The organism is Cupriavidus sp. USMAA2-4 (assembly GCF_001854305.1).
Classification (GTDB): domain Bacteria; phylum Pseudomonadota; class Gammaproteobacteria; order Burkholderiales; family Burkholderiaceae; genus Cupriavidus; species Cupriavidus malaysiensis.
In genome coordinates this window covers 1,981,528-1,994,892 of record NZ_CP017749.1, presented here as the reverse complement: position 1 = coordinate 1,994,892, position 13,365 = coordinate 1,981,528, and the positions used below count along the sequence as shown (strand labels likewise).

Sequence of the window (13,365 nt, the reverse complement as noted above, 5' to 3'; positions counted from 1 at the left end):
GCGCCCGTCCCGGCGCGCCACACCGACTTGGTGCCGACGCCTGTCCGCCGCGCACCAAAACGGCTCAAGCCCCCGGCCACGCACCCCGTCCGGCTGCCTCGCCGGCCCTCCGGCAGCGCCGGCGCCTTGGCACGGCCCTTGCTGATCCCTGTATCGAGTAGAAGCGGTTAGCGCCGGCATCGCCCCCCCCCGCGGGGCGGGGTTCGCCGGCGCGGGACATTGCTCTCGCAACCCACGGGTTGCACACCATGCGCCTCGCGCCGGCCAGCCCGGCAGGGGGCGCCGTGTTCGACACCGGCCGGCGTGGCCGGCTGACCGAGAGCCTGGCCGACGATGTCCCGACTTCCCCAATGCTGCCTCCCCCCATCCGCTTCCGGACCCCGCCCGTCCGGACCGCGCGCCCTGCTGTCCCTTGCGTATCAAACCACCCTGAAAGGAGTCCCCATGACGTCGCCTTCCCCCCTGCGCCGCGCGCTCCTCGCCGCCGCGCTCGCCCTCGGCGCTTTCGCCGCCGCCCCCGGCACCGCGGCCGCGGCCGACAAGGTCACCTTCCTGACCTCGTGGTATGCCCAGGCCGAGCATGGCGGCTTCTACCAGGCGGTCGCCACCGGCATCTACAAGAAGTACGGGCTCGACGTGACCATCCGCATGGGCGGCCCGCAGGTCAACGGCATGCAGATCCTGACCAGCGGCCAGGCCGACTTCCTGATGGGCTACGACCTGCAGGTGCTCAAGGGCATCGAGCAGGGCGTGCCGGCCACCACCGTGGCCGCGTCCTTCCAGTCGGACCTGCAGGGCCTGATGACGCACGAGGACGTCAAGGGCCTGGCCGACCTCAAGGGCCGCACCATCCTGGTCTCGACCTCCGGCCGCACCACGTGGTGGCCCTGGCTGAAGGAGAAGTACCAGCTCGACGAGAGCCAGTCGCGGGTCTACACCTTCAACCTGCAGCCCTTCATCGCCGATCCGAAGTCGACCCAGCAGGCCTACGCCTCGTCCGAGGTGTTCGCCGCCACCAAGGCCGGCGTGAAGACGAAGTTCTTCCTGTTCGCCGACGACGGCTATCCGCCCTACGGCACCACCATCGTGGCCATGCAGAAGACCGTGAAGGAAAAGCCCGAACTGGTGGCGCGCTTCGTCAAGGCCTCGATGGAAGGCTGGAAGAGCTACCTGGCCGACCCCGCGCCGGGCAATGCCCTGATCAAGCAGGACAACCCGAACATGAAGGACGACCAGCTCGCCTGGGGCGTGGACAAGCTCAAGGCCTTCAAGCTGGTGGGCGGCGGCGACGCGGCGGTGCAGGGCATCGGCGTGATGACCGACTCGCGCTGGAAGAAGACGCGCGACTTCATGGTCGGCACCGGGCTGCTGAAGGCCGACGTCGACTGGAAGCAGGCCTACACCACGCAGTTCGTCAAGGACCTCAAGGTGATGCCCTGACGGCGCGCGCCGCCAACGGCAAGACATGAAGCCAGACAGCCGGAGATTGCCATGACCGCCCTCTTCCGCAGCGGCGCGCCCCTCGGCGGCGCACCCGCCCCCGCTCCTGCCCAGACCGGGCAGCCGCCCGCCGGCACCGCCTTGCCGGCCGGTGCCGACGACGCCCTGCTCTTCGCCAACCAGGTCGAGAAGACCTATCCCAACGGCACGGTGGCGCTCGAGCGCGTCAAGCTTGCCATCCGGCCCGGTGACTTCGTCTCGCTGCTGGGCCCGTCCGGCTGCGGCAAGAGCACCTTGCTCAAGCTCTTCGCCGGCCTGGAGACGCCCAGCGCCGGACACCTGCGCTGGTGGGGCGGCCCGGCCATCGGCGTGGGCACGGCCCGCGACGGCGGGCGCACCATGGCCATGGTGTTCCAGGAAGCGACGCTGATGCCGTGGGCCAAGGTGGCGGCCAATGTCCGCCTGCCGCTCGATCTGGCGCGCATGCCGCGCGCCGACAGCGACGAACGCGTGCGGCGCGCGCTGGCACTGGTCGGGCTGGAGCGCTTCGCCGGATCCTATCCGCGCGAGCTGTCGGGCGGCATGCAGATGCGCGTGTCGATCGCCCGCGCGCTTGCCACCGGTCCCGACCTGCTGCTGATGGACGAGCCTTTCGGCGCGCTGGACGAGTTCACGCGCAACAAGCTCGACGCCGACCTGCGCGCGCTATGGGCCGAGCGCGGCCTGACCGTGGTGTTCGTCACCCACAGCATCTACGAGGCGGTCTACCTGTCGACCCGCGTGGTGGTGATGGCGGCGCGCCCGGGCCGCGTGATCGCCGACGTGCCGATCGAAGCGCCGGGGCCGCGCGACGAAGCCTTCCGCGTCTCGCCCGCCTTCGTGCAGTACTGCAGCCAGTTGTCGACACTGCTGGCCGAGGCCAACGCCGCCGCCGGCGATGCCGCCCAGCCGTCCTGAACCGCTGCCCCCATCCCTCGCCAGGAGAACATCATGACCCCTCCGCTGCTCTCGCGCCCCGCCGCGCAGCGCATCGCCGCGCCCCTCGCCGTCGGCGTGCTGCTCCTGCTGGCCTGGCAGGCCGCCTGCATGGTGCTGCAGGTACCCGCCTACCTGGTGCCCGCCCCGCTGACCATCCTGCACACGCTGGTGGAAGACTGGAGCCTGCTGGCCGGCTCGCTGCTGGTGACGCTGAAGATCACGCTGCTGGCCTTCGCGCTGGCCGTGGTGCTCGGCACCGCCGCCGCCTTCCTGTTCGTGCAGAGCCGGCTGATCGAAGCCAGCCTGTTCCCCTACGCCATCCTGCTGCAGGTGACACCCGTGGTGGCCATCGCCCCGCTGATCATCATCTGGGTCAAGGAGCCGACCCTGGCCCTGGTGATCTGCGCCACCATGGTGGCGGTCTTCCCCATCCTCTCCAACACCGTGCTCGGCCTGCGCAGCGTCAACCCAGGCCTGCTCAACCTGTTCCGCCTGAACCGCGCCAGCCGCTGGGACACGCTGCGGCGCCTGCGCATCCCCAGCGCGCTGCCCTATTTCTTCGGCGGCCTGCGCATCTCCTGCGGGCTGGCGCTGATCGGCGCGGTGGTGGCGGAGTTCGTCGCCGGCACCGGCGGCACCGGCGCGGGGCTGGCCTACCAGATCCTGCAGGCCGGCTTCGCGCTGAACATCCCGCGCCTGTTCGCGGCGCTGCTGCTGATCACGCTGACCGGCGTGGCCCTGTTCGGCCTGATGGTCGCGCTGTCGCGGCTGGTTCTCTCCCACTGGCACGAAAGCGAGCTGGCATGACCCCTTCCGCCCCCTCCTCTCCTTTTCCCTCTCCCTCGCCGGCGCCCTCGCTGCTGATCCGCAACGCCGCGGCCATCCTGACCGGGCTGCCCGGCCCCGGCGAACGGCATGCCGGCCCCGACCTGCGCGTGCGCGACGGCTGCATCGAGGCCATCGGCGCGCTGGCGCCGCTGGCGGGCGAAGCGCAGATCGACGCCACCGACTGCGCGGTCTACCCGGCCTGGGTCAACACCCATCACCACCTGTTCCAGTCGCTGCTCAAGGGCGACCCGGCCGGCCTCGACCTGAGCCTGACGCCCTGGCTGGGCGCCACGCCCTACCGATTCCGCGCCGCCTTCGACGAAGCCACCTTCCGCCTGGCCGCGCGCATCGGCCTGGTCGAGCTGCTGCGCAGCGGCTGCGGCACGGTCGCCGACCACAACTATCTCTACTACCCGGGCATGCCCTTCGACAGTTCGGCCATCCTGTTCGAGGAGGCCGAGGCGCTCGGCCTGCGCTTCGTGCTGTGCCGCGGCGGCGCCACCCGCACCCGCCAGCTGGAAAGCGAGCTGCCGCAGGCGCTGCGCCCGGAATCGCTGGATGCCTTCCTGGCCGACTGCGAGCGGCTGGTGGCGCGTTACCACGACCCGGCCCCGGACGCCATGCGGCGCGTGGCGATGGCCCCGACCACGCCGCTCTATTCGATGGCGCCGGAGGAACTGCGCGCCTGCGCGCGCAGCGCGCGCCGGCTGGGCATCCGGCTGCACAGCCACCTGTCGGAGACGGTCGAATACCAGAATACGGCGCTGGCACGCTTCGCCGCCACGCCGGTCGGCTTCTGCGCCGAGCACGAGTGGCTGGGCCCCGACGTCTGGTTCGCGCACCTGGTCAAGTTGGCGCCGGAGGAGATCCGGCAGCTCGGCGCCAGCGGCACCGGCATCGCCCACTGCCCCCAGAGCAACGGCCGGCTGGGCAGCGGCATCGCCGATATCCCCGCACTGGAGGCGGCCGGCGTGCCGGTCTCGCTGGGGGTGGACGGCGCCGCCTCGAACGAGGCGGCGGACATGATCTCGGAGGCACACGCGGCCTGGCTGCTGCAGCGCGCGCGGCGTGGAGAGGCAGCCCGGCCGCTGGCGCAGGGCGGCAGCTTCGAGGGCGGCGCCGACGCGGCGCGGGTGGAGGACGTGGTGCGCTGGGGCACCGCCGGCGGCGCCGCCGTGCTGGGCCTGAGCCGGGTCGGCACGCTGCGCGAGGGCATGGCCGCCGACCTCGCCATCTACCGCCTGGATGATCCGCGCTGCTTCGGCCTGCACGATCCCGGCATCGCCCCGGTGGCCAGCGGCGGCCGGCCCGCCTTGCGCGCGCTGCTGGTCGGCGGCCGGCTGGTGGCCGAGCACGACCAGGTAGCCGGCCTCGACCTGGCGGAACTGGGCGCCCAGGCCCGCGCGGCCGTGCGCGCCCTGCGCGAACGCGCCGACCGGCTGGCGGCCTGAGGGACTTGAGGGACTTGAGGGACTTGCGTGGGCGCCGCCGCGGGAAAGGCTTCGGACCTCAGTCGATGGTGGCGCCCGAGGCCTTGACCGCCTGCCCCCACAGCTTCTGCTCAGCGGCAATGGTCCTGGCGAAGGCTTCCGGCCCCTGCCAGGCAGCTTCCGCTCCCTGCACCTCGAGCTTGGCGCGCGTGTCCGGGTCCTTCAGCACCGTTTCCAGCGCGCCGGCCAGGCGGGCCACCACGTCCTTGGGCGTGCCGGCCGGCGCCAGCATGCCGTAGAAGCCGACCACCTCGAAATTCTTCAGTCCCGCCTCTTCCATGGTCGGCACATTGGGCAGCGCCGGCGAGCGGTGGCGTGAGGTGACGGCCAGCGCACGCACCTTGCCGCCCTTGATGAAGCCGGTGAACAGGGGCACCGAGTCGGCCATCATCTGCGCCTGTCCGGACATCACGTCGGTCAGGGCCGGCGCGCTGCCCTTGTAGGGCACGTGGGTCAGGTCGGTGCCGGTGGCCTGCATGAACATCTCGGGCATCAGGTGCGAGATGCCGCCGTTGCCGCCCGAGGCGAAGTTCAACTTGCCGGGATTGGCCTTGGCGTAGGCGATGAATTCCTTCAGGTTGTGCGCCGGCACGTTGTTGTTGACCACCATCACCAGCGGGATCAGCGCGGTGCGCGCCACCGGCGCGAAATCGCGCGGCATGGCGTAGCTGAGCTTGGGATAGAGCGAGCCGTTGATCGCCATCTGGCCGGTGTTGGCCAGCAGCAGCGTGTAGCCGTCCGGGGCGGCCTTGGCGACGGTGTCGGAACCGATGTTGCCCGCCGCGCCGGCCTTGTAGTCGACCACGATGGTCTGGCCCAGCAGCGGCTGCAGCTTTTCCGCCAGCAGGCGCGCATGGGTGTCGACCGGCCCGCCGGGCGGGAAACCGACCACCAGGCGGATCGGCTTGTCCGGCCAGGCCGCGGCGGCCGGGCCCGCACCCAGGGCTGCGCCGGCCAGCAGCGCGGCGGCGCCCAGGCGACCGAAACCGCGTCGTGTCATCTTGTCGTGCATGGAGTCTCCCCTTGATTCCAGGTATGGGCAAGGCCGGCCGGCGAGGTGGTCCCGCGGACATCGCGCCGGCGCGCGCCAGCCGCAATTGTGACGTTTTTATGACAATAGGCAATGCCCTGGCGTGCACACGGGGGTGCGCGAAGACCCATGCCCGCTTATCATCCCCTTCCGGCCCGGGCCGGTGCGGGTCAGCCGCGGCACCGGCTGGCGCGTTTTCCCGTCGGCGGCCCGCCTGCCGCGGCGGCGGCACGCCAGCCCGGGCCGAAGCCAAGGAATCTGATCGTGAAACCATTGAATCAAGCTGCAAGCCTGCTGCTGTGGGCGGCGCTCTACGCCTTCAGCGGCTACGCCTCGCACCAGCTCAACGGGCCCTTCGCCGCGGCCGGCTATATCTGGCTGCCGGCCGGCGTCACCATGGCAGCCTTCATGCTCACGCCGACGCGCCGCTGGCTGCCGGTCAGCCTGGCCTTCTTCGCCGCCCAGATGGCGCTGGGCTGGGTGGAGGGACGCGACGCCTTCCGCATGGTGCTGTTCTCCGCCGACGAGATCGGCTCGGCGGCGCTGGCCGTGGCCCTGGTGCGCATGACGCATTTCTCGCTGGAGGGCGTGGCCTTCGTACGCGGCCTGCTGCTGGCCGGCCTGTTCTCCAGCGTGGTCGGCGCTGTCATCGGCGCGGGCTGGTTCACCTTCTTCCTCGACGTGCCCTTCTGGCGCACCGCCCGCGTCTGGGCCGTGGCCGACCTGGTCGGCGTGCTGATCGTCACGCCGGTCTTCGCCGGCTGGTCGCGCTTCCGTGCCATGCGCTCCGGCGGGCAAGACCGCGCCGACTTCCTGTTCGGCTTGGCCGCCTTCATCGCGCTGGTGCTGACCACCTTCGTCGTCTTCGACGGCAGGACCAGCGCGCAGCTGCCGCTGGGCATCGCCTACGCGCTGACCTATTTCCCGCTCTTCTTCGCCGCCATGGTGACGCTGCTGTGGGGCGGGCGCGGCGGTTCGATGGCGGTGGCCTTCCTGGCCGTGTTCGTGCTGCTCAATACCGGCCAGGGCGAAGGCCCCTTCGCCGAGACCGCGATCCATCGCGGCCACTCCTTGCTGGAAGCGCAGATCTACCTGGCGGTGGCTGCGCTGCTGACCCTGCTGATCAGCACGCTGCGCACCAGCCGCGAGCAGTTGCACGAACAATCGGCACGGCGCCAGAACGACGTGACGCTGGCGCTGGCCGCCAGCGGCCAGCTGGTCTACTGCCTCGATCCGCACAGCGGGCGGCTGCGCTGGAGCGGCGATACCCGGCGCACGCTGGGTATCGCCGAGGCCGGCCTGGCCGATCTCGACGCCGTGCTCGCCCATGTCCACCCTGACGACCGCGGCAAGGTACGCCGGCGCTGGCTCGCCGAGAGCGACGGCGACGCGCGCGCCGACCTGCGCTTCCGCCTGCTGCTGCCGGCCGGCGCCACCCGCACCGTGGTCGATATGAGCGGGCCGTTGCTGGACGGCGACGAATCGGTCGCCCTGATCGCCGGCGCCTGGCGCCTGGAGCCCGGGCAGGCCGAATCGACCGGCACGGAGCGCGACGCGGCATGACTCCGACCCCGGGCGCCGGCACCGGCGCCCTGCTGATCCACGGACTGGGCGGCACGCAGTTCGACCTGGGCCCGCTGCACAAGGCCCTGCGTCGCGCGGGCGTGCAGACGCACGCGGTCACGCTGCCCGGGCACGGCTCCCGTCCCGAGGACCTGGTGGGCGTGCGCGCCGAGGACTGGCTCGACACCGTGCTCGATGCCTACGACGAGCTGGTCGGCCAGTACGAGACCTTCCACGTGATGGGCATGTGCCTGGGCGGGCTGCTGGCGGCGCAGCTGTGCGAGCGGCGCCAGCATCGCAAGGGCCGGCTGGTGACGCTGGCGGCGCCCGTCTACATCGACGGCTGGTCGACGCCCTGGTACCGCTGGCTGCGCTATCCGGTCTACCGCATTCCCGGCCTGCCGGCGCGCATGCGCGTCGAGGAAGACGAACCCTACGGCATCAAGAACGACCTCGTGCGCGCCATCGTCAAGGCCAAGTTCGAGCGCGGCGACAACTTCCACTACCGCTGGGTGCCGCTGGCCTGCGTGCGGCAGGTGGACCGCCTGCGCGGCTGGGTGCTGCGCAGCGCCCACCGCATCGTCTGCCCGACGCTGTCGATGCATGCGCGCGAGGACGAGCTGACCAGCCTGCGATCGCTGCGCTTCCTCGCGCGCAGCGTACCGGGCATCCAGACGGTGGCCCTGGAGAACAGCTACCACATGATCTGCGTGGATAACGATCGAGAACAGGTGGTCAGCACCGTGCTGGGCTTCTTCGGGCTGAGCGCCGATGCCGCCTCGCCACGCGCACGCCGGCAGGCACGTGCCGAGGTCGAGATCCCGATGGATGCCGAAGCCGTGCGCGCGCTCGCCGACGACTACCTGCGCGCGCTGACACATGGCCAGCAGGAATCGCTGTTCCCCCTGCTCGAGCCCAGCGTGCGCTGGCGCCACCAGAACAGCCTGCTGCTCGACGGCAGCTTCGACGACCGCGACGCGGTCATCGCCATGTTCGCGCAGGCCGGCGCCATGACCGGCGGCACGCTGCGCATCGAGACCGCGGCGTCGCCGCGCATCGAGGGCCAGACCGTCGAGCTGGAGCTGCATGTCTCCGCCGTCCACGAGGGCCGCCCGGTGGCCAGCCACGGCGTGCAGACGCTGCGCCTGCGCAACGGACGCATCGCCACCGTCGACTACCGCGGCCACCGCAATGACGGCAACGAGGGGGGCAACGATGGCGGCTCGGGCGATCACAGCGGCGTCGCCGCCTAGTCCACTGAATCATTGAAATGGGAGGGGAAAGACATGGCAGGCACCGACCGATTTCAGCGATTCAGCGGAGTCGTCGATCCGCGGGCTGTCGGTCGTATCCCGAGTACTCTCGAATGCCTTGGCCTGTCTTTGGGAGTTAGAATCCTGCCCGATGCCGCCCGACAGCGCCCGGACCATTTTCCATTGTTCCTCGCTGACGCAACAGGCAGGACACTGACCAGACGTTCGCCATTTCCTCGAATGGAAACGACCTCCAGATAGGATAGGCACAGCCGGATCGCCATGCCCACTTCGCCCAAGTCCACCTCGCGACGAACTGCCGTGGCGCGAGCCGGTTCCACCGCGCAGCGCGGGACCAGGATGCCGAGGGCCAGCGGGGAGGCCGAAGGCCTGGTCCGCCGTCCGCTCCAATCGCGCAGCGAACAGAGCCTGGCGAAGATGGTGGCGGCCTGCCGGGCGCTGGCAGAGGAGCGGGGAAACCTCGACGAGATCTCCCTTGGCGAAGTCGTGGCGGCCGCGAAGACATCCATCGGCGCCTTCTACGCGCGTTTCAAGGACAAGGAGGCCATGCTCGCCTATGTCCTCGACGTGGCGCTCGGTGAAGTCGAACAGGTCGTGCTCCGTTCGATCGCAGAACATACGGTCTGGCAGACCGGGCCGGCCGAGGCCATCGTCGACCAGATCACGCATCTCTATGTCAGCCAGTATCGCGAGAACCGAGGCTTGTTTCGCGCCTTCCTGCGGCACTACACAATGCGTGGTCTCGAACTGAATCCCCTGCGCAATGCCAATCGCCGCATCATCGGGCTGGTAGAGCCCTGGCTGGCCAGCCAGCTCCGTGACCGCTCCCGCGAGATTGCGATCTTCGAGGTCCGTGCGGCCATCCAGTTCATTGTCGGAACGCTTTCCAACGTCCTGCTGCACGATCCCGGGCCGCTGCATCTCGACGACGCGGCAATCGAACCGCATCTGAACCGCATGGTGAGCCGCTACCTCGGATTGCCCGAATCCCGAGCCCCCCGCGGCAAGCACCGTCCTGCGCGATAGCCGCTCTCCCCGAAGCCGTCTCGCCTTCCAGCCGCATGGCCGGAGCCGCGCGATCTTCACAATGCGCATCGGCACGAAAATAGAATTTCGGTTCCGTTTTCATCCTCGATGCGGCCCGGGCGGACCTCCGCGTGCCCGGGCACCCATCGTGTCCGGCTACTGCTGGAGGCCGGCGCTGCGCGCACCGTCGATGGTGCTCATCACATGGCGGCGCGCATCGAACTCCTCCGCGACCTTCTGGTCGTTGGCAAACTGCGCCTCGACGTCGACATTGGCGAACTCGATCGCGCCCATGGCGGCGAAAGCCTCCTGCACGCGCGGGCTCCACAAGCCGATATCCTTCACGGTGGGCACGATGCGGCTGAACAGTCGATGGCGGAACATGCGCATATGGTCCGACTCCAGCACCGCCTTTGCGCACTCCTCCTCGGGCAGGCCCAAGCGGCCCCATACTTCCTTCTGGTCGAAGCGGTCACGCATCTGGTAGCACGCTTCGATGACGAAATCTTCGCGCTCGCGCTGTTCGGCCTGCGTCAGTTGTGGATAGTAGCCGCGCAACGCGGTGCGCCCGAAGGCGACGTGGCGCGCCTCGTCCTGCATCACATAGGCATTGATCGATGCCGCCAGAGGGTTCTTCGAGTAGTCGCGGATACGCTGGAAGGCCGCAAGCGCGAGCCCCTCGACCAGAACCTGCATGCCGAGATAGCAGAAGTCCCACCTCGAATCGGTGAGAATGGATTCCAGCAGCGATTTCAGGCCAGGCGTGATCGGATACATGACGCCTACCTTCTCGTGCAGCAGGCGGGAATACGCCTCCACGTGGCGCGCTTCGTCCATGGTCTGGGTAGCCGCGTAGAACTTGGCGTCGATCTCCGGCACCATCTGCACGATGCGCGCGGCGACCATCAGCGCACCTTGCTCGCCATGCAGGAACTGCGATAGCGAATGTGCCTGCTGATGAATGCGTACGTCGATGCGCTCCTTCTCGCCCAGCCGGTCCCACAACTTCGTGCCGTAGATGGGGATCATGCGGTCGTCGAGCTCCTGCGGATTCTCCGGATCGAGTTCCTGCGACCAGTCGATCCGGTCCGTCGCGTTCCACTGCTGCTTCTTGCTGGTCTCATAGAGCTGCAGGAGCTTCGACGACTCGTCGTCGTACTCCCAGTTGAACTCGGTGGCTACCTGGCTGCTGACAGACCAGCCGGTCTGCATCACGGGCAAGGTGTAGCGGTGCAGCGATGACATGTTGTCTCCTTTGATGGGCTCGCGCCGATAGCCGATCCATCCCCGCGGACCGCCTTGCCGGAGTTCGGGGAGAACGGCCTTGTCTTCGTTTTTGTCTCCGGCTATAAATAGAAGCATAATTCTGTTTCTGATGAAATCAAGTACCCGGGACGCGATACGCGCGATACGCGCGGTACGAAGAAGGAGGAGGAGACCCCATGCAGTTCCATAGCCTGGCCGTTGCCGATGTGGTCGAGGAGACTGGAGAAGCGCGCTCCTACGCGCTTCTCGTGCCGGAGGCGCTGCAAGCGTCGTTCCGCTATCGAGGAGGGCAGCACCTGACCTTCAGGGTAAACGTGCATGGGGAAATCCTGACCCGCAGCTACTCGTTGTCCAGCTCGCCGGAGGCAGGCGGACCACCGACGGTCACGGTCAAGCGTGTCCCGCACGGCCGGGTCTCGCACTGGTTCCATGCCCATGTCAGGCCCGGGACGGTGCTGGAAGTCAGCGCGCCCAGCGGCCGGTTCGTGTGCGACGAAGGCGAATCGTCCGTGGTGTTCTGCGCCGCCGGCAGCGGTATCACGCCGATCCTTTCGATGATCCGCTCCGTACTGGCGGGCACGCGGCGCTCGGTCACGCTCTTCTATGCCAATCGGGACGCGGACAGCGTCATCTTCGGGGACGCCATCGCCCGCCTGGCGCACGGGCATCCGGACAGGCTGGAGGTCGTGATGCACTATGACGACCGCGATGGCTACCCCGAGACCGGCAGCCTCGCCCGGCTGCTCGGGCGCAGCAGCGGCTGCCAGCTCTACCTGTGCGGTCCGGCGCCTTTCATGGCGACCGTGCAACAGGCGGCGGCGGCCGCAGGGATCCCGGACGCCCGTGTGCACCTGGAGCGATTCGACGCACCGCCTGCCGCGCCAGGGCAGGCAATCGCGCCCGGGCCGGGCCACGATTGCGATGCACGCATCACGACCCGGGGAACCGAGCACGTGGTGCGCGTGGCCGGCGGCCAGACACTGCTGCAGGCCGCTCGCGCGGTCGGGTTGGACGTGCCGTACGCCTGCGAGGAGGGCTACTGCGGATCGTGCGCGGCGAAATGCATGGACGGTGAGGTCATCCACGCACGCAATGACGTATTCAATGCCGACGATCTCGCGGCCGGCTGGATCCTCGCTTGCCAGGCGCATCCGCGCCACGGCCGGCCGGTGGCCGTCACCTTCGACGTTTGAATCTTGCGGGCATCAAGGTCCGCAGCGGCAGCCGTTGCGGGACCCGGCCCGCGCGCGGCGGCGCAAGGGTGCGAGTCAGACAATTCAAACGGGTCGAACGGGTCGAGCGGGTCGAGCGGGTCGACCGAGTAGGCGGATCAGCATGGCTGGAGTTGAAAAACGATAGGAGACAGAAGATGAAAGCTGCAGTGATGGAAACGATAGGCGCACCGCTTGTCATTCGCGACGTTGCCGTCGCCAAGCCGGGCTCGCGCGAAGTCCTGGTGCGCACGGCTGCCGTGGGCTTGTGCCACAGCGATCTCCACATGATCCACGGCATTTATCCGCTGCCATTGCCCGCGGTGCTCGGCCACGAGGTATCGGGAGTCGTGGAGGCGGTCGGATCCGGGGTTTCCGGCCTGAAGGCAGGCGACCACGTGGTCGGCTGCCTGTCGGTCTATTGCGGACACTGCCCGGTTTGTGCATCGGGCCATCAGGTCTTGTGCCAGAACCCCGAAGTGAAGCAGGCCGCAGGCAAGGCCGACCGTCTGCGCCTGGCCGGCAATCCGCTCAGCCAGGTCTTCAACCTTTCGGGCTTCGCGGAGCAGATCCTGGTACACGAAAATGCGCTGGTGAAAATCCGCGAGGACATGCCGCTCGACCGCGCGGCCTTGCTCGGCTGCGCGGTGATCACCGGCACGGGAGCGGTCTTCCACAGCGCGAAAGTGCAGCCGGGCAGCAGCGTCGTGGTGGTGGGTTGCGGCGGTGTCGGCCTCTCTGCCATCAATGGCGCCGCCATCGCCGGGGCCGCGCGGATCATCGCGGTCGACATGCTGCCGGCCAAGCTGGAGATGGCGCGCGGATTCGGGGCCACCGACGTGGTGAATGCCAGCGAGGGCGATGCGGTGGCGCAAGTGTTGTCGCTGACAGGTGGCGGAGCAGACTTCGCCTTCGAGTGCATCGGCCTCAAGCAGACCGTGGAGCAGTGCTATGCGATGCTGGGGCCGGCCGGCACCGCCACGGTGATCGGCTTGTTCCGCCCCGACACGAAGATCGAGCTTCCGGCCATCGACTTCTTGCGCGAGAAACGCCTGCAGGGCTCGCTGATGGGGTCGAACCGCTTGAGCATCGACATCCCGCGCCTGGTCGAGCTGTACATGCAGGGCAAGCTGTTGCTCGACGAATTGATCTCGCAGCGGATCCCGCTCGACGAGATCAACGAGGGCTTTATCGCCATGCAGTCAGGCAGTGTGGCGCGCTGCGTGGTCACGTTCCCGGGCGTAGGCGGCCTGTAGGGA

The 13,365-nt window shown here is 68.9% G+C and carries 11 protein-coding genes; 9 read left to right on the top strand and 2 right to left on the bottom strand.

Annotated features, from left to right (window positions below; all coding sequences use genetic code 11):
- Window positions 1–444: 444 nt before the first annotated feature.
- The 4 genes from BKK79_RS28835 to BKK79_RS28820 are packed head-to-tail and all read left to right on the top strand — an operon-like array spanning window position 445 to window position 4,697.
- A complete protein-coding gene (locus BKK79_RS28835; RefSeq protein ID WP_071039527.1) occupies window positions 445–1,440 on the top strand; it encodes an ABC transporter substrate-binding protein in 996 nt (331 codons plus the stop codon).
- 51 nt (window positions 1,441–1,491) lie between these two features.
- The gene (locus BKK79_RS28830; protein ID WP_084085293.1) at window positions 1,492–2,397 is read left to right on the top strand and encodes an ABC transporter ATP-binding protein; all 906 of its coding nucleotides are present in this window, start codon (window positions 1,492–1,494) and stop codon (window positions 2,395–2,397) included.
- Window positions 2,398–2,430: 33 nt separating this feature from the next.
- Window positions 2,431–3,225: an ABC transporter permease gene (locus tag BKK79_RS28825; protein ID WP_071039526.1), complete on the top strand. Its 795-nt coding sequence runs from the start codon at window positions 2,431–2,433 to the stop codon at window positions 3,223–3,225.
- The gene (locus BKK79_RS28820; protein ID WP_071039525.1) at window positions 3,222–4,697 is read left to right on the top strand and encodes an amidohydrolase family protein; all 1,476 of its coding nucleotides are present in this window, start codon (window positions 3,222–3,224) and stop codon (window positions 4,695–4,697) included. Before BKK79_RS28825 ends, BKK79_RS28820 begins: the two co-directional genes overlap by 4 nt.
- 58 nt (window positions 4,698–4,755) lie before the next feature.
- On the opposite strand, the gene BKK79_RS28815 is transcribed toward BKK79_RS28820, so the two are convergent.
- Window positions 4,756–5,748: a Bug family tripartite tricarboxylate transporter substrate binding protein gene (locus BKK79_RS28815; protein WP_083384690.1), complete on the bottom strand. Its 993-nt coding sequence runs from the start codon at window positions 5,746–5,748 to the stop codon at window positions 4,756–4,758.
- A gap of 282 nt (window positions 5,749–6,030) precedes the next feature.
- Here BKK79_RS28815 and BKK79_RS28810 point away from each other — a divergent pair, with 282 nt between their 5' ends.
- From BKK79_RS28810 to BKK79_RS28800, 3 genes are all read left to right on the top strand, one after another.
- Window positions 6,031–7,329: an MASE1 domain-containing protein gene (locus BKK79_RS28810; protein WP_071039524.1), complete on the top strand. Its 1,299-nt coding sequence runs from the start codon at window positions 6,031–6,033 to the stop codon at window positions 7,327–7,329.
- Window positions 7,326–8,582 carry an alpha/beta fold hydrolase gene (locus BKK79_RS39420; protein ID WP_083384694.1) on the top strand — a complete coding sequence of 419 codons (1,257 nt, stop codon included), beginning with the start codon at window positions 7,326–7,328 and terminating at the stop codon, window positions 8,580–8,582. The genes BKK79_RS28810 and BKK79_RS39420 overlap by 4 nt, the downstream gene beginning before the upstream one ends.
- Window positions 8,583–8,864: 282 nt before the next feature.
- Complete coding sequence (locus BKK79_RS28800; RefSeq protein WP_084085289.1) at window positions 8,865–9,629, top strand: TetR/AcrR family transcriptional regulator; 765 nt, start codon at window positions 8,865–8,867, stop codon at window positions 9,627–9,629.
- A gap of 156 nt (window positions 9,630–9,785) precedes the next feature.
- Here BKK79_RS28800 and BKK79_RS28795 read toward each other — a convergent pair whose 3' ends face one another.
- Window positions 9,786–10,874 carry a ferritin-like domain-containing protein gene (locus BKK79_RS28795; protein WP_071039522.1) on the bottom strand — a complete coding sequence of 363 codons (1,089 nt, stop codon included), beginning with the start codon at window positions 10,872–10,874 and terminating at the stop codon, window positions 9,786–9,788.
- Window positions 10,875–11,071: 197 nt separating this feature from the next.
- On the opposite strand from BKK79_RS28795, the gene BKK79_RS28790 reads away from it, so the two are divergent.
- Together BKK79_RS28790 and BKK79_RS28785 are read left to right on the top strand one after the other, a co-directional pair.
- On the top strand, window positions 11,072–12,088 hold the full coding sequence (locus tag BKK79_RS28790; protein WP_071039521.1) for a ferredoxin--NADP reductase: 1,017 nt from the start codon (window positions 11,072–11,074) through the stop codon (window positions 12,086–12,088).
- 176 nt (window positions 12,089–12,264) lie between these two features.
- A complete protein-coding gene (locus tag BKK79_RS28785; RefSeq protein ID WP_071021771.1) occupies window positions 12,265–13,362 on the top strand; it encodes a Zn-dependent alcohol dehydrogenase in 1,098 nt (365 codons plus the stop codon).
- The last annotated feature ends 3 nt before the right edge of the window (window positions 13,363–13,365 follow it).